This is a genomic window from Acinetobacter sp. ANC 4216 (assembly GCF_004331195.1).
GTDB classification, from domain to species: Bacteria; Pseudomonadota; Gammaproteobacteria; order Pseudomonadales; family Moraxellaceae; genus Acinetobacter; species Acinetobacter kookii.
This window is the reverse complement of record NZ_SJOC01000006.1, coordinates 15380-39745: the sequence shown is the minus strand read 5'-3', so window position 1 is coordinate 39745 and position 24366 is coordinate 15380. Positions and strand designations below refer to the sequence as shown.

Below are 24366 nucleotides of genomic sequence, written 5' to 3'. Positions count from 1 at the left end.
ACAGGAGAATTGAGAGATGACACAGCAAGCAACCGGCCATGTATCTATTCAGCAGCTCAGAAAAACCTATCCCACGCAAAATAATGACGCTTTAACCGTGCTGGAGGATATCAATCTGGATATTCAGCCGGGTGAGTTCATCAGTATTGTCGGCAGCAGTGGCTGTGGTAAATCCACACTGTTACGCCTATTGGTGGGGCTGGAAAACAGCTATCAAGGGCAGATTCTGGTGGATGGCAAAAAGATTTTTGGCACCAGTTTACAACGCGGGATCGTGTTTCAGGACCACCGCCTTTTTCCCTGGCTAAGCGTGCGTGAAAATGTGCGTATTGCACTGCATCAGAGTAAGCTGACACGGGCTGAAGAAGACAAGCTGATTGATGAACATTTACAATTGGTCAATCTGACCAGTTTTGCCAATGCCTATCCATCCCAGCTTTCAGGTGGCATGAACCAGCGTGTGGCGATTGCCCGCAGTCTGGTGAACCGGCCGGAAATTTTATTTCTGGATGAGCCTTTTGGCGCACTGGATGCCTTGACCCGTCAGAACCTGCAGTACGAATTACAGCGGATTTGGCAGGCAGAAAAAATCACCATGGTGATTGTGACCCATGACGTAGAAGAAGCGGTATTTTTAGGGGATCGCGTGGTGGTGATGCAACCTCATCCGGGCCGGATTAAACGTATTGTTGATGTTCCTGTTGCCCATCCGCGTAAACGTGAAGATGTCCGTTTGCATAATATTAAAAATGACATTTTGACGGATTTTAGCGATCCGTTAAAAGACCAGTTACACCGCAATAAACCGGCAGCGAAATTTTCTGATTATCAATTTGCCTGGTAATCTTTTTTCCGCGTGATCCAAAAGCCTGCGTAAAGTGGGTTTTTTTATGTCGATTGAAAAGGATCAGACATAAAAAATCCCTCATGAATGAGGGATATTCAACTGTTGAAATTAAGAGGCTTTCACCTGCTGAACTGCCAGCACATACTGGTTTTCAGGGCGTTTCAAACCTAAGTTTTCACGTAAGGTTTTGCCTTCATACTCGGTACGGAACAGGCTGCGGCGTTGCAGTTCGGGGACCACCAAATCCACAAAGTCATCCAGGCTGGCTGGCGTGGTTGGCGGCAAAATGTTAAAGCCATCCGCTGCTTCATTTTCAAACCAGGCCTGTAATTCATCGACCACTTGCTCTGGGGTGCCAATAATGGTCCAGTGACCCCGTGCACTTGCCACCCATTGATAAAGCTGGCGAATGGTAAAATTATTTTTACGTGCAATCTCCAGAATCAGCTGGTTGCGGCTAGCCCCATTCTCTATTTGTCCAATATGTTCAGGTAATGGCTGATCCAGGTCAAACTGTGACAGGTCTTCGGTAAAACCACCCAGTTGCTGGATTAAAGACAGCCCCAAAGCCGGATGAATATAGCTGTTCAGCTCATCATATTTGGCCCGCGCTTCTTCCTCGGTTTTGCCGACAAAGATAGATACGCCCGGCATAATCTTCAGGTCGTCCGCATGACGGCCATATTTGGCCAAACGGCCTTTCACATCATGGTAGAACGCTTGGGCATCTTCAAGTTTTTGCTGGGCCGTGAATATCACTTCTGCAAATTTTGCCGCCAGTTCACGACCATCTTCCGATTGACCCGCCTGAACAATCACGGGATAACCTTGGGGTGGACGTGCCACATTCAATCCACCATGTACCGCGAGATGCTTGCCTTTAAAACGCGGTGGGTGAATTTTCTTGCCATCAAAGAATTGTCCTGTTTCTTTATTATATTCAAAGGCATCATCTTCCCAGGTATCCCAAAGTTTTTGTGCCACCTGGATAAATTCATCGGCACGTTCATAACGCTCTTTCGGGTGTGGAGCATCGCTTAAACCAAAATTTTTAGCCACAGGGATGCCCGCAGTCGTGACCACATTCCAGGCAGCACGGCCTTCGGATAAATGATCGAGTGAAGCAAACTTGCGTGCCAGGTTATAAGGCTCTTCATAAGTGGTCGATGCTGTAGCGATAAAGCCTATATGCTTGGTCACAGCTGCCAGGGCAGAAAACAGGGAAACAGGCTCAAGCCCCGCAGAAAAACCGCCGGTTAAACCCAGGTTCGGTGTGGTCTCCGGATCGACGGTCACTGGAACATCCGCCAGGAAATAGGCGTCAAATAAGCCGCGTTCAGCCGTTTTGGCCAGTTCTATAAAATAGTTTAAGTTGTGGCTGTCTTGTGGACGAGCTTGCGGATGGCGCCAGCCGGCAACATGTTGTGATGTTCCGGGTACAAAAGCCCCTAAGCGTATTTGACGTTTTGACATGTGAAAACCTGTTCTATGTGGTTGGATATGGTTTTATCTAATTCAAAGAGTGTGCCAATAAAATAAGTGTTAAAAATTATGTATTTAATAGTTTTTATTTTATTTATTGTTGTTATATCAACAGCTTGGCTGTTGTTGTGTTGTCATGTATTCAGCTTAAAATTTGCATTGAATATGCTGAGGATGAAAAAGGCATAATTTTTTTATGGGTATAAAACACATGCTCCAAGCGGAACATGTGTTTCAGCTCAATCAAGATGCTTTGCTTGCCTGTCTGGCAAGGACATACTGATTTTCAGGACGTTTTAAGCCCAGATTTTCACGCAAAGTAGTTCCTTCATATGCGGTACGGAACAGGCCACGGCTTTGCAGTTCTGGCACAATCAAATTCACAAAATCGTCCAGGCCGGCAGGGGTAGACGGCGGCAATACATTGAAGCCATCTGCCGCTTCATTTTCAAACCAGTTTTGCAGCTGATCCACCACCTGCTCGGGAGTACCAATCAAGGTCCAGTGACCGCGTGCCGAGGCAATATATTCATACAGCTGGCGAATGCTGAAATGATGCTTGCGTGCAATATCAATCATCATCTGCTGACGGCTAGAGAAGTTGATCTCGGCTTCTTCCAGTTGCGGGAAGGGGGCATCTAGGTCAAATTTTGAAAGATCAATATGGCCTGCCAAACCGGAAAGTAAGCCTAAGCCAACATCCGGGTGAATCAGGCTGTTTAATAACTGGTATTTTTCCTGGGCTTCCTGTTCAGTTTTTGCCACAAAAACCGATACGCCCGGCATGATTTTTAAGTCATCTGGATGGCGACTGTATTTCAACAGACGGCTTTTCACATCGCGATAGAACTCTTGGGCGTCTTCCAAAGTCTGCTGTGCGGTGAAAATGACTTCGGCATATTTTGCTGCCAGTTCGCGGCCATCTTCCGACTGACCGGCTTGCACAATCACCGGGTAACCTTGTGGTGGGCGAGACACATTTAGTGGACCTTGCACGCTGAAATGTTTGCCTGTATGCAGGGGTTCATGCACTTTGTCTGCATCGAAGAATTGACCGCTTTCTTTATCATAAAGAAAAGCATCATCTTCCCAGGAATCCCAAAGCTTTTGTGTCACTTCAATAAACTCATCCGCGCGTTCATAACGGATTTTTGGGTCAGGGTGTTTTTCTAAGCCGAAGTTGCGTGCTGTATCCGCCGAAATGGTGGTGACCACATTCCAGGCAGCACGACCCTTGGAAATATGATCTAAAGAAGCATATTTACGGGCCAAAAGGTAGGGATCTTCATAGGTGGTCGATGCAGTGGCAATAAAACCGATATGTTTTGTCACAGCTGAAATGGCAGCAAACAAGGTCACCGGTTCAAAACCGACCACCTTGTCGCTATAGCCAATACTTTGCTTGCTTTTGGAAGCCCCATGACTCCAATTCACCGACAAACCATCGGCAAGGAAGTAAGCATCAAACAAACCTTTCTCGGCAGTTTTTGCCAGTTCAATCGCATAATCAATGCTTAAATGATGCTGTGGACGTGACTGCGGATGGCGCCAGCCCGCAGCGTGCTGTGAAGTGGTTGGAATAAAAGCACCCAGTTTAATTTGTCGTTTAGCCATGCTGATCCCTTGTGATTATCGTTCATTTTTCACAGGTTTATAACAAGGAACAGCAGGCTTGAAAAATACGATAAAATTAAATCCTTATCACCTATATGGGATAAGAGCATTAATCCTATTTCTAAAGCATTCTGGCAAATTCTTTTTGAATCAGTAAGCAGTTTAAATGAGGGCGGTTACAGTCTTTTTCTTCCACACAAATTGGTAATACAGCCCTTGCATGATGCACAAGATGACGAAAGCCAAAGCATAGGCATACCAGATCCCTTGTAAACCCCACCATCGGCTGAACAGGTAGGCACAGGGCACTTCAATCAATAGAATCGCGGCGATATTAATCAGCATGGGTAGGGTCACGGTGCCACTGGCTCGCATGATGGAAGCAAAAATGGCACTGGCCCCAAAAAACAGGATGGACCACAGCACGATAAACAATAATTGCTGCCCCAGAACCACCACCGTCGGGTCGGTGATAAACAGCGCCATCAGGTATTTGGAGAACAGATAAGCCAAAGCCACTAATCCGCCGGTAATGACGATATTCATCCCGAGTGCAGTACGCGTAACCTTGTTGAGCAGATCCGACTTTCCTGCACCAATGGCCTGTGCTGCAAAAATGGAAGCGGCAATTGAAATAGACAGGGCGGGAAATTGAATGTAGTTCAGCACCTGATTGACTGCCCCATAGGCCGCGGTTGCATGTGAACCATAACGGTTGACCAGTCCGACAATGACCAGTCCGGCAACCGAAGTGGTCACCATCTGCACCCCGGTAGGAATACTCAGACGCAGAATAATTCTACTCAGTTCTGGGTGATGGCGAATATGGCTGAGCAAATGACGGTCAGGCTTGAGCGGATGATCCTTTTTATTCAGATACATGGCCAAAAACACCAGTACCGCCAGATAACCGACAGCGGTCGCAATTGCCGGAGCAATAATGCCCATTTTCGGAAAGCCAAAATAGCCTGCAATCAGCACAGGCGTAACGAGCACACCAATCAGAATAGTCATGCCAGAAGCAATTAGCGGGGTGGTACTGTCACCGACGCCACGTAAAATGGAGGTGTAAATAATATAAATAAATAATAAGGGGCTACCAGCCATCATCCACTGTACAAAAGGCAACGACAGGTGCATGACATCAGGCGCTGTACCCAGAGCCAGTAAAATATGCTTGGCAAAAAGCACCCCCAACAGCGCAATCATACTGCCGCCAGTTAAGGTCATAAAGAGGGTAGACCCCACCACATAGCGCACTTTTTCAATATTTTGCGCTCCCCAGGCCTGCCCAACCAATACCGTTGCTCCTGAGGAAAGTCCAATCACAAAAGCCAGCAGGCAGAACAAAATCGGAAAGAATACAGCCACCGCTGCAATGGCCTTCACCCCCATCATTTGCCCGACAAAAATGGTATTAATGGTTCCTGACAGGTTTTGCAAAATATTGGTCGCAATCAAGGGCAACAGAAAAACTAAAAATGTTTTCCAGAGTTTCTGCTGGCTGACCAGAGGTTGATGATGGGGCATGGAACATCCTGTAATTTTTTTATATCTTTTGGTTCTATTGCTAACCCTACCTGAGTTAGCTTAAACAAGCCTTAGTTTTTCGGTAATCAAGGCGGAATTTGATTGCAAATGATGCATTTAAACAGCCGATAAAATGGCGGTTGCCTGCTCTAAAGTTTCATCTTTTTTGGCAAAACAGAAGCGGATTAAACGTAAATTTTCCGGTGCCTGCTGATAAAACACCGATATGGGAATGGCAACAATGCCATGCTGTTCGGCCAAGAACTTACACATCTCGACATCATCCAGATCGGGGCAGATGGCACTGTAATTCAGGTTCTGGAAATATGTCCCTTGTGAAGGGGTAAAATGAAAGCGCGAATTTCGCAGGCCTGAATTAAACAGGTCACGTTTATCCTGATAAAACTCTGCAAGTCCCTCAATATGCTCCGGATGCTGCTGCATAAACGTGGCCAGCGCCATCTGTACCGGTGTCACGCCGCAGAAACTGGCAAACTGATACACTTGTCTGAATATTTTCGTCAGTTCAGGCGAGGCAATGCAATATCCGGTTTTCCAGCCGGTCACGTGAAAGGTTTTACCAAATGAACCGATTACTATGCTGCGGTCGCGAAGTTCCGGAAAGGACAAGGCTGAATAATGCTTCTGACCGTCATAAATCAGGTGTTCATAAACTTCGTCGGATAGGACAATGATATTTTTATCCCGAATCAGTTCAATTAAAGTTAACCAATCCTGACGTGACCAGATGGCACCGCTTGGATTGTGCGGGGTATTCACAATGATCATCCGGGTCCGGTCATTGATGGCATCTTTTACCCGGTTCCAGTCCACTGAAAATTGTGGGGCTGTCAGGGAAATGTGAACGGCCTTACCCCCCACCAGTTTCACGCTGGGACCATAACTGTCATAACAGGGGTCGAAAATAATCACTTCATCTTCGGCATGGATCAGCGCCTGAATGGCAACAAAAATGGCAATCGTGGCTCCGGGGGTAATGGTGATTTCAGTAATCGGGTCAATCACCAGTTGATCGCGTTTTAAAAATTGCTGGGCCACTTGTTCACGCAGTAAAATCAAGCCATCACTGGGTGCATATTGGTTGAAACCATCCATTGTCGCCTGGCTTAGGGCCTGGAGTAGGGCAGGTGGCGCGGCAAAGTCGGGAAAACCTTGAGAGAGATTTAAGGCATTCAGGCGATGCGCCATGGCGGTCATTACGCTGAAAATGGTGACACCCTGTGCCGGTAGTTTGGAATGAATCTCAATCATGACCCGAGCTCTTCAATATTCTTATGCTTTTCAGTGTAACAGCAAGCGTCTCGCAGCAGAATAAAGCAATGGCTTTAATCTCTGCACATTTTTATCTAATTTCATTCATTTAACAGAATTGCGCTGATGGATAAAATTAACAAAAAACCTACTGGACTAAAAAAACAACATTTTCTAGAATGCGTCTCAAATTAAAATAACCCTATAACAATAATAAATCATGATGTTAAAGAATATTCACATGCTGATGGACAGTATGGGCTTAAGTTTGCAAAAGCGCGCCCTGCACATCCAGTTTTCCAATGAATTGCTGAATGCTCAGGTCTTTATTCAACGCATTGAAGGGCAACACCGCATCAATCAGGGCTTAAAAGCTGAACTGATGTGCCTGTCGACGCATGCCCATATTGCGCTCAAACAATTTATTGGCGGGCAGGTGGCTGTGGACCAGGTGACGGATACCGGCGAGTTGTCCCGGATGACGGGCGTGATTACTGCTGCCAGCCAGGGTCAAAGTGATGGCGCACTGACCCTGTATAAACTGACCCTTGAAGATGCGACGGCACTGTGGCACAAGCGCCGTAATAGTCGTGTATTTATCAACAAAAGTGTGCGCGATATCAGTGAAATCCTGTTTAAGGAATGGCAAGGCAAAAGTCGCCTGTTTGCAGCCAGCCTCAGTTTAAATATGCAAGGTCTGAGCCGAGACTATGATGTGCGTCCTTTTATGATGCAGGCCAATGAAACCGATTATGAATTTTTAACCCGGCTGTGGCGTAGTGAAGGCATCAATTGGCTGATTGATGAAGCCGAGCATGTCGTTGCCAGCTCGGCAGCAGGCATTCAGGCGCAAAAATTATGTTTAATTGATGAAAACCATGAGTTTAATACCTTAAAAAGAAGATCGGTGCGCTTTCATCGCAGCCATGCCACGGAGACTTTTGACAGCATTACCGGTTTTATTGCCGAACGGTCCTTGCAGTCGACCGCCGTGCAGGTACAGCGTTGGCAAGCCCATACCTTATCGCAGGATCAAAGTCATTCTCTGCTTAGCCATCATCAACATAGTGAATTGCAAGACAATGAAACTTTAAGTCTGGAACAGGTCTGGAACATGAGTCCTGCATGGACAGCGGATTTAACCGGTGCGGATCAGGCCACCACTGCAGGCAGTCCGCAACTGGAAAAACTGAATCGGCAACTGAGCCAGTACCAGGACTTGCAGGCCAAATATTTCACTGCGCAGAGTAGCGTGCGTGATGCCCATGTCGGTTACTGGTTTGAATTGCTGGATCATCCTGAAATTGACCGGCATTCAGGTTCAGACAAGGAATTCCTGATTTTAGGCAAGGCTTTTTACAACCAGAATAATTTGCCGAAAGACATCCATCGGCAAGTGGATAGCCTGGTAAGTTTAAGCCGTTGGCAACCGTCGGGAGAGGAACGGCAAGCCAATGAGCTGTATCTGGTGCGACGCAATATTGCTGTGCTGCCTGAATATCATCCCCTAAATCATCGACCTGTAGCCTATCCGCAACGTGCCAGAGTGGTCGGTCCGGAAGGTGAAAGCATTTATGTGGATCAATGGGGAAGAATCAAAGTCCGCTTTTTGTTTACCCGTGATGATGATCATGGACATGATGGCGGAGCCGGCAGCAATGACAATGATACCGATTCAGCCTGGGTAGATGTGCTGACCCCGTGGGCAGGTGAAGGTTATGGTGCACGTTTTCATCCGCGGATTGGTGAAATTGTGGTGATTGACTTCTTTGAAGGGGATGTGGACCGGCCTTTTGTGGTAGGGCGGATTCATGAGGCGGAACGCCATCAGAGCATGTTTGATCGCAAGGGGCAGTTACCGGACACCAAAAAGCTCAGTGGTATTCGCTCGCAAGAGGTGGATGGAAACGGTTTTAACCAGCTACGTTTTGATGACACCACTGGACAGATCAGTACCCAATTGCAAAGCAGCCATGGCGCAAGTCAGCTGAATTTGGGGCATCTCAGCCATCCCAAAGCTGCCGAGACCAGTGAGGGCCGTGGTGAAGGCTTTGAGCTAAGAACGGATCAATGGGGCGCTGTTCGGGCGGGTGATGGTTTGCTCATTTCCACACACAAGCAAAATACCGCGGCAGGTCATCATTTGGATGTGAATCAGGCTAAAAGTCAGCTTGAAAATAGTTTCAATCATTCAAAAAGCTTAAGTGATGTGGCGAAAAATCAGCAAACGGATGCACTTACCGTTTTAGACAATTTAAAGCATTTCCTGGAGCAGATGGAACACAGGGATGAAGCTAAAGCAAATGTTTTTAAGCAGGCCTTGATGATTCTGGCAGCGCCTAACTCCATCGCCTGTGTCACCCATGAAGATTTACATCTCTCGGCAGATGGACAGATCAGCCAAACTGCCGGAGATGCGATTAATTTCTCAACGCAAAAATCATTCATTAGCCATGCTCAAGACAAGATCAGCCTGTTTGCAGCGCAGCAGGGGGTGAGGGCATATGCTGCGAAAGGCAAAGTCGAGCTGCAGGCACAGGATGATGCCATTGAAGTCATAGCCCGTAAGGTTGTTAAGCTGATTTCTACGGAAGATAAAATTGAGCTTATCAGCCCAAAAGAGATTGTACTGACAGCGGGTGGTTCACAGTTAAAGATTAATGCAGAAGGTATTTTTACGACTACAGGTGGCAAGTTTGAAAGTAAGGCAGGGCAGCATAGTTTTGTGGGAGGGGCTAAAGTGCCGACACCTCAGGTAAGTTTACCAATGCTTGAAACGCCTTATAGCAATCAAATTGATTATATCTGGAACCGACCTTCTATGGGTGAAAAGGAAATTTTTATCGTGGATAAATCACAGGGGAAATTAATTAAAAGTATTAAAAATGAATTAGATAGTAATAAAAATATGAGTTCATTCAGGTTCTATACGCCACAACAAGCAGAATTTACCGCCTTGGGATTTAACTCTTTAAATACTTATTTAAGTCAGGACATATCAAACGATAATGGTGATGAGCTGATAGAAGAAACAGAAGAGGAAATTTTAGAAGACGATGAAGTTTACACAGAAGAGGATTTTGATTAATGAGTAGTTTGGTCACAATTATTTCTAAATTCTATGATAAATCCGGTCAACGAATTATTAATCTAAATGTAAAGTCCCGTTATCAAGGATCAAACAGAGAAAACCAGCAAAAGACAGATAAAAAGGGTTTTTTCATCTTTCAGGCTTCTGCTAATAGAACAATCGAAATTTTAGCTAAACCACCGAATGCTAAAGAATATACAGTTTTTAAAATGATGAATTCATCTGTAAGCTCATCTGCCAGTCATCCGGTAAAAGTCTATTTACCCAAAACGATTGAAGAATATCGGCAAGAAAACATAAAAACTCCTCAGAGGAAAACCGTAAAGAGTTTTTTTAAGGTGGTTGATCATCATGGAAAAGTGATGAGCAACTTTCCTATACAATCGCGTCCTAAAGGGAAAAAGTCTTTTGAACGTTCTACGAATGAAGAAGGACTTGTAGAAATAGAATCTTCTCCAAATCGGGACATCGAAATTTTAGTTCTGACATCGGGTGATACATTTATTTTAAAAAAATCTGTAAATTCTGGTAGTGGTTTTAAACAGCCAATGCTTATTCAATTAGATGAACCTTACGATAATTTTAAGAGTTTATCGACGATCACTTTGCTAGATAGAAATGACAATAAATATATTGTAGAAAAAACCAATGTTGAAATATTGGCTTTAGAGGGTAAAGAAAAAAATATAATCACCACTTCAAATGGAAAAATTCTAGTTCGTGGTCATATTGGAAAATGGTTGAAGATAACAGTATATAAGCCTGATGGCACTCCACTCAAATCGGTAAATTATTTACCAAAAAGAATAAAGGAAAGTTCAGTTAAGTTGCATTTAGATGTGGATTTAACGAATGGAAGTACTCAGCAACATAAACCAGTCATAAATAAAAGCATTAACCATAAAGGTTGTTCTTCTGAATGTATTGTCCAAACATATTCTTTTGAAACATCTTTAGGCACAATGATTATTTCAAAAGAATCTCTTGAATCAATTTTAAAATGGGAAAAATATGAATCTCAACCTTATGTGCCGAGTAAAGGTGGAGATGGTAGAAGTGGGGTAATACTAGGATATGGTTATGATTTGGGACAACAGAGTACAGAGCAGATTAATAAAGATTTAGCTCTGTATTATACTCCAAATCAGATTCAACGCTTACTAAAAGCTCAAGGGAAAAAAGGTGTATCTGCACAAGCCTTAGTTAGTGGTCTATCTGATATTACGATAAGTAAAGATAAAGCTTATGATATGGTAATGATAGTAAAGAAAAGATATGCAGAAGATACATTAAAAATTTACCCCGATATTTTAAAATATCATCCTCATTGTCAAGGTGCTATTTTATCGCTTGTATATAATCGATATATAGGTCTTAAAGGAAATAGACGAAAAGAAATGAGAGAAATTCAGGAAGACTTGAAAAAAAGGGGAACTAATGTTCCCATATCTTTAAGAAGTATGAAACGTTTGTGGACAACAAAACAAAATAGAGGTTTACAAGCAAGACGAGAAGATGAAGCAAAAATTTTTGAAAAAGGATTAAAATGTGATTGTTATAAATAAATTTTTATTTTGTTTAATTTTATTGGTTTCTTTAAATGCTTATGCAGTTATTCCTGAAGATTTTTTGTATAAAGATGCCTTAAAAGTAAAATGTAAAGAAGGAAGTCCCATGCAAGAGGATTTAATGTATTGTGTTTCAAGGGATTATTTAGAGTCAGATAAAATTTTAAATATAAATTATAAAGAAAAAATTAAACTAATGAATAAGGTTAAGAAAAAAGAACTATTAATAAGTCAAAGAGTATGGTTGGAAAACCGAAAAAATAAATGTACAGCTGAATATAAAGAGGCCGAAGGTGGGAGAGAAGCACCCATTTATTTAATTGATTGTTATGCTCAAGAAAATCATAAGAGAATGAAATTTTTAAAAAACTATAAATAGACAAAAGAGCTGATAAACAATTAATTTAAAAAGGAATTGTGATAAAGTCAAGGTGAAAATATAAGTTAATTTCCGAGACTGTAAATTAAAAAAGATAAATTATTTATAATTTTATTATTAATATTGATGAGATGTTATTAAAAGCTTCAACTAAATTTATCTTAATTGAAGCTTTTTTAAAAAATTATTATATTCACCCTTCCAAAACTTCTTCTAGCAACTCTTCACTCGGCGCAAAGTAATAAGCCCCGTCCATTGGTGTCACAAAGTGAAGCAGGCGGTCATGAATGCCATCCCCAGCTGTACCAAACATATGTTCCAGCATATGGTCAATAATGTTTAAGTTTTTGGTATAGGCAATAAAGAACAAGCCTTGGTCACCTCGGCCTTCGCCATAAGGAAGGGAGTGACGTAAAATTTCCATTTCTTCGCCTTTATCATCTTCAATCACAACCCGGGCAATGTGGGCATTTTCCGGCTTCACCTCATCATCCAGTTCAATCGACTCTAACTTGGTTCGACCCATCACATTTTCTTGTGCATCGACTTTTAATTTTTTCCATTTTTCCAGGTTGTGTGCATAGCGCTGTGCAAATACAAATGAACCATCAGCAAAAACTCCGGCATCTTCACCAAGTAAAGCGACTTCGGCACGGTCATCCGGGAATTGCGGATTTTCCGTACCATCGATAAAGCCGGTAATGTCACGCCCGTCGAAATAACGGAAACATACCCGTTCATCCAGTACTTCCACTTTGTCTTGAATGCCTTCAAAAAAGGACTGACTTAAGGCAAAGCAGATATCGGCGCGAGCACTGGCAATATGAATCAGCAGATCTGCTGAAACAACAGGCATCTGGAATGCGCCTTGAATGGGTTCTAACTGCTTAAAGCCGGCAGGAGTTTGATGATAAAGTCTTGTCCAAAGTTCCGGACCAAAGGCAACGCCTGTTTTAATTTGTGCATTCGGGTGCTGCGTGATTAAACGGTCACGGGTACTAAATAAATCTGCAAGTTTTTCTTTTAACTCATCAATCGTTAAGTCTTTTAAACGTAAAACAATAAACCGGGCATGATCTGAAGGTAATGGTAAAATTACAGATTGGGCAGTCATACATGGCTCCTAACAATTTTTATAAAATACGTGGCTAGCTTTATTGTGCCTTATCACTGCCAAGGTGAATAGCCCAATGCCTATTTTTGAAGATCAATTTTTCAAGCATTTAAAAGGTGAAAAGTCATATAATAGTTTCACTATTTTATCTCCTTGTATTTTATGTCTTACCAAGTTTGGCTTGCCTATATGCTGGCATGCTGGGTCATCAGCATTTCTCCTGGAGCAGGTGCAATTGCTTCAATGTCCAGTGGTCTGAATTATGGCTTTCGCCGTGGCTATTGGAATGCACTGGGTTTACAGCTGGCACTTTTAGTGCAAATCGGGATTGTTGCTGCAGGGGTAGGGGTGCTATTTGCCACCACGCCTTGGGCTTTCCTGGTGGTGAAATGGTTTGGGGTGTTGTACTTGTTATATCTGGCTTATTTGCAATGGCGAGCACCTGCACAGTCTATTGAAATCCAGCAGGAACAGCCGAATAAATCGATTCCTAAACTGGTCTTGTATGGCTTTCTGGTCAATATGAGCAACCCGAAAGCCATTGTGTTTTTACTGGCCGTATTGCCCCAGTTTCTAGACTTGTCTAAACCACAGTGGATTCAGTATCTGATTATGGCTATGACTATGGTCACCATTGACCTGATTGTAATGGCGGGCTATACAGGCTTGGCGGCTAAAGTATTGCGTTTGCTGAAATCACCGAAACAGCAGAAAATTTTAAACCGTACCTTTGCCGTGTTGTTTGCCTGTGCGGCGAGTTTGTTGAGTCTGGTGCATCAGTAAAAATAGTTTTCTCTCTCCTTTAAGAAAGTAACCATCCTCAAGATATGCTGAGTTCGCAAAGGAGAGATTTTAAAAAATAAAAGTACCTTAAAAATGATGGATATATATAGGAAAGACTAAGCCATCTTTTTCACTTTTTGCACTGCAAAAATCACCGCAAATAAAATCGCCATGGTCAGGACAATGGTTAAGCCTGTAGAGGTATCTAAACCGGCACTAGACCATAGCCCGACACTAATCCCGATTTGTGCAATCACAAAAGCCCACACCACCATCTGTTTCGGTGAATTTGCCAGCAAACGTGCCGTTAATGCCGGAATCACCAGTAAAGCGCCCATCAATAATGAACCGACTGCACGCAAAGCCAATACGGTAAAGAGGGCCAGCAGCAGCATAAACACCAGACGTTGCCATTTGGCATTCACGCCTTCACTCACCGCCATATCCGGGTCAATTGCAATCTGAATTTGGGCTTTCCAGTTTGTATACAGCACTGCTAAAGCGGCAATGATCACCAGTGCAAACACCGGCAAGTCTGACCAGGAAATTTGCAGCAGATCTCCAAACAGATAGCTCAGCAGTTCAGGTCTTAGGCTTGGAATATGTTGAATAAACAGTAAGCCCGAGCAGAGCAGGGTGGCTGAACATAAAGCCAATAAGGCATCATTCGGCAAGCGAGGGTCATGTAGCACCCATAAAATGGCCACCAGTAAAAAGGCCAGAAAGCTCACCCCTAACCATAACGGCAGGCTCAAAGCACCTGCAATCGCCACGCCCAATAAAGTGCCATGTGCCATGGTATCGGCAAAAAAAGACATCCGTCTCCATAACATTAAACAGCCAAGCGGAGCCGTCAGAAACACCAACAGGGTTCCCATGGTCCATGCAGGCAACAAGAGTTGTAACCATTCCATCATGGCTTAAGCTTCCGGTTCAGGGTGAATATGTGGGCGAGAATCGTGCTGACAAGGTGTCGCACTGTCACCATGTGCGCAATGGTCATGATGATGTTGATAGAACACGCGGTTGGTACCAAAAATGGCCTGATATTCGGGGTGTTGCTGCACGTTTTCCGGCAAACCGCTACAACAGATGTGTTTATTTAAACACACGACCCGATGTGTACCCTGCATCACCCATTGCAGGTCATGAGAGACCATCAACACGGCACAGCCATATTTAATCGGCAGGCTTCTGACATATTCATACAGTTCGGCTTCAGACTGAATGTCCAGACCCTGCATCGGTTCATCCAGCACCAGTACATCGGGCAAACGCAATAAAGCCCGTGCCAGTAACACCCGTTGCCGTTCCCCGCCTGAAAGCTGCTGAACTTTACAATCCTGCAATTTGGTAATGCCGGTATCGCGAATAATTTCTGCTTTGATATCCGCATCGCAGTGTTCTAAAGCCAGTAAATCCTGCACACGCAAAGGCAGACTGTGTGATGGATTAAACTTTTGTGGCACATAGGAAAACTTGAGTTTTTTATGGCTATGAATTTTGCCTGAATTGGCTTTTACAATCCCCAACAGCACTTTAATCAGGGTAGATTTTCCCGCGCCATTCGGACCGATCAGGGTGACAATTTCCCGCTCATGCAAGGCAAAATCTACATTCTTTAAGATGTCGCGGTCATCAATCCGCACGCTGATTTTATCCAGGGTAATCAGCGGATTGATGGTTACTGTTTGTTGTGGCACTGCTGACATATCCCGGAAATTTCAATAATACTGTGTTGTGCAGTAAATTGATCAGAGGCTGAAAGTTCATCTAGCTGTTTTAATAAACCCTGAGCCGAGGCTTCTTTTACATTCTTGCAAACAGTACAGATTAAAAATGCCGCCTGATGTCCTTCACGCGGATGACAACAAGGAATATAGGCATTAATCGAGGTGAGACGATGGATTAAGCCTTTTTCCAGTAAAAAGTCCAAAGTGCGATATACAGTCGGTGGCGCAGCAGGACGGTCAGATTCGCTCTTGATTTTAGCCAGCAAGTCATAGGCGCCCATGGGACCGCTGGCATTCAAAATCAGTTCCAGCACTTCTTTGCGTAATGGGGTTAAGCGTGCGCCAGTCATTGCACAGAGACTTTCTGCTTCAGCAAGGCGTGTTGCTATATTATGATGGTCATGTACGCCATGTAATGCATTGTGATGTTCGTGCGAACATAAGCTCATAGCAAAACCTCAAGTGCGAAATTTATAAAAATCAAAGGACATTAAATCTTAACATGAAGCAATACCCGTTTCGATTAAACGTAGGTATTTTTGTCGATTTGTTATATTATAACACTTATTGAATATTTGGTGATTTTCTTCTATGTCCCGTTTTTTTGCATTTTGTGCGCTAGCCTTATTCAGTACCTTGGGCTGGACACAAAGTCTGGTGGTTTCTACGCATCCAATTTATCTGATTGCTCAGGAAGTGACTCAGGGCGTGGAGAAGCCTGTGCTCTTGCTGGGGGATCAGTCTGGACATGACGTTACCCTGACGCCAGCGCATCGCAAAGCCATTCTGGACGCCTCACTGGTGATCTGGCTGGGTAAGGCACATGAAGCGCCGCTGAACAAGCTGTTATCCGATACGCCCAAAGCGATTGCCATTCTGGATTCAGGGATTGTGCAAACCCTGCCGCAGCGTACTACCCGTGGTGTGGCGTTGAACAATACGGTCGATACGCATGTTTGGCTCGATCCCAACAATGCGGTACGCATCGGCTTTTTTATTGCAGCCCTGCGTTCACAGCAATTACCGGAATATAAAGAAGCCTACTGGGCCAATGCCAAACGCTTTGCCCAAGAGATGCTGCTGAGTGCACAGCAATACAATAGCAATGCGACAGTGAAACCGTATTGGGCATATCACGATGCCTATCAATATCTGGAACGCGCTTTAAACCTGAAGTTTTCCGGTGCATTGACCGATGATCCGCATGTGGCACCGACCATCGCCCAAATCAAGTATTTAAATGATAGCCGTCCAGCTCGCAATATGTGCCTTCTGGCAGAAGGGCATGCCAGCAAAAACCAGTACCAGAAATTGAATCCGGTGAGTTTCCAGGCAGTTGATGAAAGTATGGGCGGGGAAGGGGATTTCGTGCTGGCGTGGAAGAAACTTGCCGATCAAACCTATAAGTGTGTACAAAACGCACGGAAATGATGCAAAAATTAAGCAGCAATGGATGAGTTGGAAAGCGATTTATGCAACGAAAAAAATCCGACTTAGGTCGGGAAAAGATTGCATGTTCAGGGGTGTAACTCTATAATGCCTGCGATTAAAAACGATCATCAGCTAAATTTGTCAAGCATGAATGCTGTGAGTGAATAAATAATGAGCCGAACTAGTCGCATGATTGACCGACGATTAGCGAAAGCTTTAGTCATTTTACAAGCATGCATGATTCCTGTTTCAGCCTTGATAGCGTGGGTCGTGAAAGACTCAACTGCAGCTTACAGCGCCGCACTTGGTGCGTTGGTGTGCTGGCTTGCAAGTTGTTATTTTTCTTGGCAATCGTTTCGAGCAGCAGGTGCACGGGCTTCAAAACAGGTTCTGTCGAACATGTATAGAGGCTTGATGGGCAAGTTTGCAATTGTGATTGTTGGTTTCATTTTAATTTTAAGCACTGTCAAACCGTTGTCAGCGGTGGCATTGTTTTGTGGATTTATACTTGTTCAGACGATGACGTGGGTCGCACCTTTTTGGGCGTCACGACTCCGGAAATAAGTTTAAACACAACAAAAAATTGAAAAGTTTTTTAGGAGATGAACGAGATATCAGGCAGCACGCGATGTTCGTTCTCTCTATTTAGTATTTGACATTGACCAGGTGTGATTTATGGCTGCTGAAGAACATGCCCTTACTTCGACCGAGTACATCAAGCATCACTTGACCAATTTAACCTATGGCAAAATGCCTGATGGTTCTTGGAAATTGGCTGAGACTGCTGATGAAGCTCAACAGATGGGGTTCACTGCTATTCACTTGGATTCAATGGGTTGGTCTATCACTCTCGGTGTGGTTTTCTGTTTGTTGTTCTGGTTAGTAGCGAAAGCTGCAAACGCTGGTGTTCCTACCAAGTTCCAGTCTGCAATCGAAATGATCATCGAGTTTGTTGACTCAAGTGTCCGCGACACTTTCCATGGCAAGTCACGCTTAATTGCACCACTTGCACTGACCATTTTCGTGTGGATTTTCCTCATGAACGCAATGGACTTGATCCCGGTTGACTTTATCCCGTATACAGCTCAACTGATCGGTGCAAATGTATTTGGCATGGACCCGCATCACGTTTACTTCAAGATCGTTCCATCTACTGACCCTAACGTTACCCTTGGTATGTCATTGTCGGTATTTGTGCTTATCTTGTTCTATAGCATCCGTGAAAAGGGCATCGGCGGTTTCGTCGGCGAGTTAGCACTCAACCCATTTAACCCAAGTAACCCAGTTGCAAAAGCGTTGCTCATTCCAGTGAACTTGATTCTGGAACTCGTAACATTCCTTGCACGTCCAGTTTCATTGGCTCTACGACTTTTCGGTAACATGTATGCAGGTGAGTTAATCTTCATCCTCATCGCGTTATTACCGTTCTGGATCCAGTGGGCGTTGTCTGTGCCTTGGGCGATCTTCCACATTCTTGTTATTACGTTACAGGCGTTCATTTTCATGATGCTGACTATCGTATACTTGAGTATGGCTAGCGAAAAACATTAATGGTATTGCCTGACTGTCAAAGGATGGTTGGGCTTAATTTTTTACTTTAATTTGGTATATACCTAACCTCTGAGGAATTATCATGGAACTCACTTTAGGTCTAGTTGCAATTGCATCTGCTATCTTGATCGCTTTCGGTGCTTTAGGTACTGCGATTGGTTTTGGTCTTTTAGGCGGTCGCTTCCTTGAAGCTGTTGCTCGTCAACCAGAATTGGCTCCACAACTTCAAACTCGTATGTTCTTAATCGCGGGTCTTCTTGATGCTGTGCCTATGATCGGTGTTGGTATTGGCTTGTTCTTCATCTTCGCTAATCCATTTGTAGGTTAATCAGCTTAATTCCTAAATTAAACCATTGAGGAATAGCAATGAATATCAACCTCACATTGATTGGCCAAGCGATTGCATTTGCGATTTTCGTCGCATTCTGCATGAAGTTTGTATGGCCACCACTAATCAATGCGATTAGTGAGCGTCAGCGTAAAATCGCTGATGGCTTAAACGCTGCTGAAAAAGCAAAAGCTGACCTTGCCGATGCGCAAGCTCAAGTGAAAGCTGAATTAGACGCAGCTAAAGCACAAGCGGCTCAATTGATCGAACAAGCGAACCGTCGCGGTGCGCAATTGGTAGAAGAAGCGCGTACTCAAGCAGCTGCTGAAGGTGAGCGTATTCGTCAACAAGCGAAAGAAGCTGTTGATACTGAAATCAATGCTGCTCGCGAAGAATTACGTCAACAAGTTGCTGCTCTTGCAGTTGCCGGCGCAGAAAAAATTCTGACCCAGCAAGTTGACGCAGAAGCTCACAATGCCATGCTGACTCAGCTGGCTGCTAAACTTTAAGAGAGGCGGATTATGGCTGAACTCTTGACGTTGGCACGCCCATACGCTAAAGCAGCATTTGCTTACGCTTCTGAGCAAGGTGCAACTGACGCTTGGTCAAATGCATTAACTTTGCTCAGTGCTGCGGTGCAAGACGAAGCATTTTCAGCTTACTTAAATCGCCCTGAGCTTACTCCTGCAGAGCAGGTGAGTCTTTTTGCTAAAGTTTTAGGTGAAGATCAAACCGCAGCAGTGTCAAACTTTTTGACATTGCTTGCTGAAAATGACCGTTTGACTCTTCTTCCTGAAATTGAAGCAGAATACGAACAGCTCAAATCACAGAATAACAACACTGTGGATGTTGTGATTGAATCAGCATTCCCATTGTCTTCTACACAAGAACAAGTACTTGCAGATGCGTTGAAAAAACGCTTTAACGCTGCGGTAAATGTTTCTGTAGAAGTTAAACCAGAATTAATTGCTGGTGTAGTTATTCGTGCAGGCGACCAAGTGATAGATGATTCTGCGCTTAACAAGCTTGAAAAAATGCGGACTCGTCTTCTTGCGTAATTATTGATAAAAAATTACTGCGTAAAAGAAGACTGAACTTTAAAAAGATTGAGGTATAGCGCAATGCAACAACTGAATCCATCCGAGATCAGTGCGCTCATTAAACAGCGTATCGGCGATCTGGACACCAGCGCGACCGCTAAGAACGAAGGGACCATTGTTATGGTTTCCGACGGTATTGTGCGTATTCACGGCCTTGCTGATGCAATGTACGGTGAAATGATCGAATTCGACGGCGGCTTATTTGGTATGGCACTGAACCTAGAACAGGATTCAGTGGGTGCCGTTGTCTTAGGTAACTACTTAAGCCTTCAAGAAGGTCAAAAAGCGCGTTGCACAGGTCGTGTATTAGAAGTTCCGGTTGGTCCAGAACTTTTAGGCCGTGTAGTAGATGCTTTGGGTAACCCGATTGATGGTAAAGGCCCTATTGATGCAAAACTTACTGATGCTGTTGAAAAAGTAGCACCAGGTGTAATTTGGCGTCAATCAGTGGATGAACCTGTACAAACTGGTTATAAGTCAGTAGATACAATGATCCCTGTAGGCCGTGGTCAACGTGAGTTGATCATTGGTGACCGTCAAACTGGTAAAACAGCAATGGCGATCGATGCGATCATCGCTCAGAAAAACTCTGGCATTAAATGTGTATACGTAGCTATTGGTCAAAAACAATCGACTATTGCTAACGTAGTGCGCAAGCTTGAAGAAACTGGCGCTATGGCGTACACAACTGTTGTAGCTGCAGCTGCAGCTGATCCTGCAGCAATGCAGTATCTGGCTCCTTATGCTGGCTGTACAATGGGTGAGTACTTCCGTGACCGCGGTGAAGACGCGCTTATCATTTATGATGACCTGTCTAAACAAGCTGTTGCTTACCGTCAAATTTCATTGCTTTTACGTCGTCCACCAGGTCGTGAAGCATATCCTGGTGACGTATTCTATTTACACAGCCGTTTACTTGAACGTGCTTCTCGTGTATCTGCTGACTACGTTGAGAAATTCACTAACGGTGAAGTTAAAGGCCAAACTGGTTCATTAACTGCATTGCCGATTATTGAAACTCAAGCCGGTGACGTATCTGCATTCGTACCAACAAACGTAATTTCGATTACTGATGGTCAGATCTTCCTTGAAACATCATTGTTCAACGCAGGTATCCGTCCTGCTGTGAACGCGGGTATCTCTGTATCTCGTGTTGGTGGTTCTGCTCAAACCAAGATCATCAAGAAATTGTCTGGTGGTATCCGTACCGCTTTGGCGCAATACCGTGAATTGGCAGCGTTTGCTCAGTTCGCTTCTGACCTTGACGAAGCAACGCGTAAGCAACTTGAACATGGTCAACGTGTAACTGAGTTAATGAAGCAAAAACAATATGCTCCTTACTCAATTGCTGACCAGGCTGTTTCAATTTATGCATCTAACGAAGGCTACATGGCTGACGTTGAAGTGAAGAAAATCGTTGCATTTGATGCTGCGTTAATTGCTTACTTCCGTTCAGAAAATGCTGCGTTAATGCAAAAAATCGATGAAACTGGTGATTACAACAAAGACATCGAAGCTGCAATCAAAGCAGGTATTGAAAGCTTCAAAGCGACTCAAACTTACTAAGTTTCAACTTTGTTGAATTTAGTTCTGGTTTGGTTCACGGATCAACCTTCGGAAGCTCGAAAGAGCTTTCGAATACTAGGTTAAGCGTATGGCAAATTTAAAAGAAATTCGCGCCAAAGTAGCTAGTATCAAAAGCACGCAGAAAATTACTCGCGCGATGCAGATGGTAGCAGCTTCTAAGATGCGTCGTGCGCAAGAGCGCATGGCTCAAGGCCGTCCGTATGCCGAAAATATGCACCGTGTAATTGCTCATTTGGTCCAAGCGAACCCTGAATACAAACACCGTTATATGGTTGAACGCCCGGTTAAGCGCGTTGGCTATATCATTGTGTCATCAGATCGCGGCCTTGCTGGTGGCTTGAACATTAACTTGTTCAAAAAAGTGGTTAAACACGTACAACAGCAACAAGAGCAGTCAATTGAAGTTCAATTTGCTTTAATTGGTCAAAAAGCGGTTTCGTTTTTTAAAAACTACGGCGGTAAAGTGCTTGGTGCAACTACAAGCGTAGGTGATGCACCAAGTCTTGAACAGTTAACTGGTTCTGTACAGGTGATGTTGGACGCTTATGATAAAGGCGAGTTAGATCGTATTTATCTGGTGTCAAACGGCTTTGTCAATGCCATGACTCAAAACCAAAAGATCGAGCAGCTCGTTCCTTTAGCAGCTGCTGAAGAAAGCGAAGGCCTGAACCGTCAATACGGTTGGGACTATATCTATGAACCAGAAGCTGAAGAGCTTTTAAATGGTTTATTGGTTCGTTACATCGAGTCTATGGTTTATCAAGGCGTGATTGAAAACATCGCGTGTGAACAGTCTGCACGTATGGTTGCAATGAAAGCTGCAACAGATAACGCGGGTGAGCTGATCAAGAGCCTACAACTTATTTATAACAAGCTGCGTCAAGCCGCGATTACTCAGGAAATTTCTGAGATCGTTGGTGGTGCCGCTGCCGTTTAACATTATTAGTTTGAATTGAGGAGACAGCAATGAGTAGCGGTCGTATCATTCAGATCATCGGCGCGGTTATCGACGTCGAGTTTGAACGTAACAGCGTTCCTAAGATCTATGACGCTCTCCAAGTTGACGGTACTGAAACTACATTAGAAGTTCAGCAACAACTTGGTGATGGCGTAGTTCGTACCATCGCAATGGGATCTACTGAAGGTCTTAAACGTGGTTTGAACGTAACTAACACTGGCGCGCCTATCTCTGTACCTGTAGGTACTGCATGTTTAGGCCGTATCATGGACGTTCTTGGTCGCCCTATCGACGAAGCTGGTCCAGTTGCAACTGAAGAACGTTTGCCGATTCACCGTCAAGCACCTTCTTATGCTGAACAAGCAGCGTCTACTGACCTTTTAGAAACTGGTATTAAAGTCATCGACTTGCTTTGCCCGTTCGCTAAAGGTGGTAAAGTTGGTCTGTTCGGTGGTGCCGGTGTTGGTAAAACTGTAAACATGATGGAGTTGATCAACAACATCGCGAAAGCTCACTCAGGTTTATCTGTGTTTGCTGGTGTTGGTGAGCGTACTCGTGAAGGTAACGACTTCTATCACGAGATGAAAGACTCTAACGTTCTTGACAAAGTAGCGATGGTTTACGGTCAGATGAACGAGCCACCGGGTAACCGTTTACGCGTAGCGTTGACTGGTTTGACCATGGCTGAGTACTTCCGTGATGAGAAAGACGAAAACGGTAAAGGCCGTGACGTACTATTGTTCGTTGACAACATCTACCGTTATACACTAGCGGGTACTGAAGTATCAGCACTTCTAGGTCGTATGCCATCTGCAGTAGGTTACCAGCCGACTCTTGCAGAAGAGATGGGTGTTCTTCAAGAACGTATTACTTCTACTAAGTCTGGTTCTATTACGTCAATCCAAGCGGTATACGTACCTGCCGATGACTTAACAGATCCATCGCCTGCTACTACCTTCGCTCACTTGGACGCAACTGTAGTATTGAGCCGTGACATCGCATCTTCTGGTATTTACCCAGCGATCGATCCACTTGACTCTACTTCACGTCAGTTAGATCCATTAGTTGTAGGTACTGAGCATTACGAAATTGCTCGTTCAGTTCAAAACGTTCTTCAACGTTATAAAGAACTGAAAGACATTATCGCGATTCTTGGTATGGACGAATTGGCTGAAGAAGACAAACTTACTGTATACCGTGCACGTAAGATCCAACGTTTCTTCTCTCAACCGTTCCACGTAGCTGAAGTGTTTACTGGTGCTCCTGGTAAACTTGTACCGCTTAAAGAAACAATTCGTGGCTTTAAAGGTCTTCTAGCTGGTGAATACGATCACATCCCAGAACAAGCGTTCTATATGGTTGGTGGTATTGACGAAGTGATTGCTAAAGCCGAGAAACTTTAATTAGCTACCTAATTTAGGAGATTCTCATGGCGACTATGCAATGTGACGTTGTAAGTGTTAAAGAGTCTTTGTACTCAGGCACTGTAACTATGCTAATTGCTAAAGGTGCTGGCGGTGAGTTGGGTATTATGCCTGGCCATGCTCCGCTGGTAACTTTACTCAAGCCGGGCGCAATCCGCGTTCTGCTTGAAAACGGTACAGAAGAGTTAATCTATGTATCTGGTGGTGTACTAGAAGTTCAACCGCACGTTGTTACTGTACTTGCAGACACTGCAGTACGTGCTGACAACCTTGATGAAGCAGCAATTATTGAAGCTCGTAAACAAGCTGAACAATTGCTAGCAAATCAAAAGAGCGACTTGGACTCTGCTGCTGCGCTTGCTGCTCTTGCAGAAACTGCTGCACAGCTGGAAACCATCCGCAAAATCAAAAACCGCGCTCAATAAGACACGGTTTGAGATTGAAAAAACCACCCGAAAGGGTGGTTTTTTTATTTGAATATAGAGTTTTTAAAATGTTTTATACTTAAAAACAGGTACTTAAAAATTAGCTTTAGACTATCGTTTTTAAATTTTCTCTACTTTCCCCAAGAGAT

General features: G+C 44.0%; 23 protein-coding genes. 15 read left to right on the top strand and 8 right to left on the bottom strand.

The annotated features are described in order from the left end of the window. Positions 1-16: 16 nt before the first annotated feature. Complete coding sequence (locus tag E0H88_RS06115; RefSeq protein WP_131273480.1) at positions 17-844, top strand: ABC transporter ATP-binding protein; 828 nt, start codon at positions 17-19, stop codon at positions 842-844. Between the two features lie 111 nt (positions 845-955). On the opposite strand, the gene E0H88_RS06110 is transcribed toward E0H88_RS06115, so the two are convergent. From E0H88_RS06110 to E0H88_RS06095, 4 genes are all read right to left on the bottom strand, one after another. Then, positions 956-2320, bottom strand: a complete 1365-nt coding sequence (locus E0H88_RS06110; RefSeq protein ID WP_131273479.1) for an LLM class flavin-dependent oxidoreductase — start codon at positions 2318-2320, stop codon at positions 956-958. A 252-nt stretch (positions 2321-2572) separates the two neighbouring features. Beyond that, entirely contained in the window at positions 2573-3943 is a 1371-nt protein-coding gene (locus tag E0H88_RS06105) for an LLM class flavin-dependent oxidoreductase (RefSeq protein WP_131273478.1), read from the bottom strand. 162 nt (positions 3944-4105) lie between these two features. Beyond that, positions 4106-5473, bottom strand: a complete 1368-nt coding sequence (locus E0H88_RS06100; protein WP_092820029.1) for an MATE family efflux transporter — start codon at positions 5471-5473, stop codon at positions 4106-4108. A 117-nt stretch (positions 5474-5590) separates the two neighbouring features. Beyond that, positions 5591-6745 (bottom strand): methionine aminotransferase, encoded by a 1155-nt coding sequence (locus tag E0H88_RS06095; RefSeq protein WP_131273477.1) that lies wholly within the window; start codon positions 6743-6745, stop codon positions 5591-5593. 223 nt (positions 6746-6968) lie between these two features. Here E0H88_RS06095 and E0H88_RS06090 point away from each other — a divergent pair, with 223 nt between their 5' ends. The 3 genes from E0H88_RS06090 to E0H88_RS06075 are packed head-to-tail and all read left to right on the top strand — an operon-like array spanning position 6969 to position 11783. Next, complete coding sequence (locus E0H88_RS06090; RefSeq protein WP_131273589.1) at positions 6969-9833, top strand: type VI secretion system Vgr family protein; 2865 nt, start codon at positions 6969-6971, stop codon at positions 9831-9833. After that, a complete protein-coding gene (locus E0H88_RS16065; RefSeq protein WP_252151997.1) occupies positions 9833-11401 on the top strand; it encodes a DUF8812 domain-containing protein in 1569 nt (522 codons plus the stop codon). The genes E0H88_RS06090 and E0H88_RS16065 overlap by 1 nt, the downstream gene beginning before the upstream one ends. Next, the gene (locus E0H88_RS06075; protein ID WP_131273476.1) at positions 11385-11783 is read left to right on the top strand and encodes a lysozyme inhibitor LprI family protein; all 399 of its coding nucleotides are present in this window, start codon (positions 11385-11387) and stop codon (positions 11781-11783) included. Before E0H88_RS16065 ends, E0H88_RS06075 begins: the two co-directional genes overlap by 17 nt. A 193-nt stretch (positions 11784-11976) precedes the next feature. On the opposite strand, the gene E0H88_RS06070 is transcribed toward E0H88_RS06075, so the two are convergent. Then, complete coding sequence (locus E0H88_RS06070) at positions 11977-12897, bottom strand: Dyp-type peroxidase (RefSeq protein ID WP_131273475.1); 921 nt, start codon at positions 12895-12897, stop codon at positions 11977-11979. A 162-nt stretch (positions 12898-13059) separates the two neighbouring features. On the opposite strand from E0H88_RS06070, the gene E0H88_RS06065 reads away from it, so the two are divergent. Next, on the top strand, positions 13060-13680 hold the full coding sequence (locus E0H88_RS06065) for a LysE family transporter (RefSeq protein WP_131273474.1): 621 nt from the start codon (positions 13060-13062) through the stop codon (positions 13678-13680). 116 nt (positions 13681-13796) lie between these two features. On the opposite strand, the gene znuB is transcribed toward E0H88_RS06065, so the two are convergent. The 3 genes from znuB to E0H88_RS06050 are packed head-to-tail and all read right to left on the bottom strand — an operon-like array spanning position 13797 to position 15862. Then, a complete protein-coding gene (gene znuB / locus E0H88_RS06060; protein WP_131273473.1) occupies positions 13797-14597 on the bottom strand; it encodes a zinc ABC transporter permease subunit ZnuB in 801 nt (266 codons plus the stop codon). Between the two features lie 3 nt (positions 14598-14600). Beyond that, the gene (gene znuC, locus E0H88_RS06055) at positions 14601-15392 is read right to left on the bottom strand and encodes a zinc ABC transporter ATP-binding protein ZnuC (RefSeq protein ID WP_131273472.1); all 792 of its coding nucleotides are present in this window, start codon (positions 15390-15392) and stop codon (positions 14601-14603) included. Further along, positions 15365-15862 carry a transcriptional repressor gene (locus tag E0H88_RS06050; protein ID WP_092820021.1) on the bottom strand — a complete coding sequence of 166 codons (498 nt, stop codon included), beginning with the start codon at positions 15860-15862 and terminating at the stop codon, positions 15365-15367. The genes znuC and E0H88_RS06050 overlap by 28 nt, the downstream gene beginning before the upstream one ends. A gap of 142 nt (positions 15863-16004) precedes the next feature. Between E0H88_RS06050 and E0H88_RS06045 the strand changes: the two genes are divergently transcribed. The 10 genes from E0H88_RS06045 (at position 16005) to E0H88_RS06000 (ending at position 24217) form a co-directional block, all read left to right on the top strand. Further along, the gene (locus tag E0H88_RS06045; RefSeq protein ID WP_131273471.1) at positions 16005-16844 is read left to right on the top strand and encodes a metal ABC transporter solute-binding protein, Zn/Mn family; all 840 of its coding nucleotides are present in this window, start codon (positions 16005-16007) and stop codon (positions 16842-16844) included. Between the two features lie 171 nt (positions 16845-17015). Beyond that, complete coding sequence (locus E0H88_RS06040) at positions 17016-17408, top strand: ATP synthase subunit I (protein ID WP_092820019.1); 393 nt, start codon at positions 17016-17018, stop codon at positions 17406-17408. Positions 17409-17519: 111 nt separating this feature from the next. After that, positions 17520-18395: a F0F1 ATP synthase subunit A gene (gene atpB, locus E0H88_RS06035; RefSeq protein WP_092820018.1), complete on the top strand. Its 876-nt coding sequence runs from the start codon at positions 17520-17522 to the stop codon at positions 18393-18395. Positions 18396-18477: 82 nt separating this feature from the next. After that, positions 18478-18723, top strand: a complete 246-nt coding sequence (atpE, locus tag E0H88_RS06030) for a F0F1 ATP synthase subunit C (protein ID WP_000424060.1) — start codon at positions 18478-18480, stop codon at positions 18721-18723. A gap of 38 nt (positions 18724-18761) precedes the next feature. Next, entirely contained in the window at positions 18762-19232 is a 471-nt protein-coding gene (locus E0H88_RS06025; protein WP_092820017.1) for a F0F1 ATP synthase subunit B, read from the top strand. A 12-nt stretch (positions 19233-19244) separates the two neighbouring features. Beyond that, the gene (locus E0H88_RS06020) at positions 19245-19781 is read left to right on the top strand and encodes a F0F1 ATP synthase subunit delta (protein WP_092820016.1); all 537 of its coding nucleotides are present in this window, start codon (positions 19245-19247) and stop codon (positions 19779-19781) included. Between the two features lie 63 nt (positions 19782-19844). Next, a complete protein-coding gene (gene atpA, locus E0H88_RS06015) occupies positions 19845-21389 on the top strand; it encodes a F0F1 ATP synthase subunit alpha (RefSeq protein WP_092820015.1) in 1545 nt (514 codons plus the stop codon). Positions 21390-21477: 88 nt separating this feature from the next. After that, the gene (gene atpG / locus E0H88_RS06010) at positions 21478-22347 is read left to right on the top strand and encodes a F0F1 ATP synthase subunit gamma (protein ID WP_131273470.1); all 870 of its coding nucleotides are present in this window, start codon (positions 21478-21480) and stop codon (positions 22345-22347) included. Between the two features lie 29 nt (positions 22348-22376). Further along, positions 22377-23771 (top strand): F0F1 ATP synthase subunit beta, encoded by a 1395-nt coding sequence (gene atpD / locus E0H88_RS06005; protein WP_092820014.1) that lies wholly within the window; start codon positions 22377-22379, stop codon positions 23769-23771. A gap of 26 nt (positions 23772-23797) precedes the next feature. Then, the gene (locus E0H88_RS06000) at positions 23798-24217 is read left to right on the top strand and encodes a F0F1 ATP synthase subunit epsilon (RefSeq protein ID WP_086196636.1); all 420 of its coding nucleotides are present in this window, start codon (positions 23798-23800) and stop codon (positions 24215-24217) included. Positions 24218-24366: the final 149 nt, after the last annotated feature.